Here is a 1,660-nt window from a genome sequence, read left to right on the forward strand (position 1 = left end):
CCAGATCAAGGTCAAGATTCAAAAGATCCAGCCAAACCAGATCAAGGTCAAGATCAACAAGATCCAGCTAAGCCAGATCAAGGTCAAAAACCTGGCAAGCAGCTGCCAGAAACTGGCGAACAAAATTCAATTCTTGGATTTGCAGGCTTCCTTCTCACAAGTCTTGGTCTAGCAGGCTTGACTTACAAAGGACGTCACTAAAAAATAATACAAGACAAACAAAGAACTTGAACGATTGTTCAGGTTCTTTTTGGAATGAAAAAAATTGAATCGTTAAAAATTTAAAAGCCACTATTTTTAGTCTTATTTAAGTTATCTGCTATAAAATATGGTATAATGATTGAGTTGGTCTAGAGAAATTTTTGACCGTTTTTAGAAAAAGGAGTAACAATGAAGAAAAAACTATTGGCAGGAGCCATTACATTATTATCTGTAGCGACTTTGGCTGCTTGTTCAAAAGGTTCTGAAGGGGCTGACCTCATCAGCATGAAGGGTGATGTTGTCACTGAACACCAATTTTATGAACAAGTCAAAAACAACCCAACTGCACAACAAGTCTTGCTTAATATGACGATAGAAAAAGTATTTGAAAAGCAATATGGGTCGGAAGTAACTGATAAAGAAGTGGATGATGCTGTTGCTGAAGAGCAGAAGAAATATGGCGATAGCTACAACAGCGTACTTCAACGGGCAGGTATGACTGCTGAGACTCGTAAAGCTCAAATTCGCACAAACAAGTTGGTAGAACTGGCAGTTAAGAAAGCAGCAGAGAATGAACTGACAGACGAAGCTTACCAAAAAGCTTTTGATGCTTACACACCAGATGTGACAGCACAAATCATCCGTATGGATAATGAAGACAAGGCAAAAGAAGTGCTTGAAAAAGCAAAAGCCGAAGGAGCTGATTTTGCCCAGTTGGCAAAAGACAACTCTAATGATGACAAGACAAAAGAAAATGGTGGCGAAATCACCTTTGACTCTGCCTCTACAGAGCTTCCAGAACAAGTTAAGAAGGCTGCCTTTGCCTTGGATGTAAATGGGGTATCTGATGTTGTCACAGCGACTGGAACACAAGCCTACAGTACCCAATACTACATTATTAAGCTGGCCAAGAAAACAGAAAAATCATCAAACCTAGATGACTACAAAGAAAAATTGAAAACGATTATCCTGACTCAAAAACAAAACGATTCATCTTTTGTTCAGAGCGTTATCGGAAAAGAATTCCAAGCTGCAAATATTAAAGTGAAAGATCCTGTTTTCCAAAATATCTTTGCCCAGTATGTTGGCGGTACTGACTCAAGCACAAGCAGTAGCTCATCAGCAGAATAAAAAAAGAAAATACAAACTTCTTCCTAGGGTTTGTATTTTTTTAGATGCTAATTTAATCAAAATAGCAAAATTCGAAGGATTGGAGGATAAGAGTTTTTTTCTTTCTGAAAAAATGGTATAATAGCAATCAAAACTAGAAAATAAAACGGAATTAGGAACAGAAGCTTCTGTTCCTATTAGAGTGGTGACATATGAAAATTAGTAAAAGGCACCTATTGAACTATTCCATTTTGATTCCTTACTTCCTTTTATCGATTTTGGGGCTAATCGTCGTTTACTCAACGACGAGTGCAACCTTGATCCAAGAAGGAAAAAGTGCTCTTCAATT

2 protein-coding genes and 1 pseudogene are annotated in these 1,660 nt (G+C 37.6%); all 3 read left to right on the forward strand.

Annotation, left to right across the window (positions count from 1 at the left end; genetic code table 11):
* Positions 1–201 (forward strand): LPXTG cell wall anchor domain-containing protein (locus tag SORDD16_RS03985; RefSeq protein ID WP_128973464.1); only part of this gene is annotated, 201 nt, incomplete at its 5' end.
* A 189-nt stretch (positions 202–390) separates the two neighbouring features.
* Positions 391–1,332, forward strand: coding sequence for a peptidylprolyl isomerase PrsA (gene prsA, locus SORDD16_RS03990; protein WP_061452461.1), 942 nt, complete (start codon positions 391–393; stop codon positions 1,330–1,332).
* A gap of 191 nt (positions 1,333–1,523) precedes the next feature.
* A pseudogene (locus tag SORDD16_RS11680) lies at positions 1,524–1,660 on the forward strand (FtsW/RodA/SpoVE family cell cycle protein); the annotation flags it as partial.

The sequence above is a fragment of the Streptococcus oralis genome, from assembly GCF_001578945.1.
Taxonomy (GTDB): domain Bacteria; phylum Bacillota; class Bacilli; order Lactobacillales; family Streptococcaceae; genus Streptococcus; species Streptococcus oralis_Q.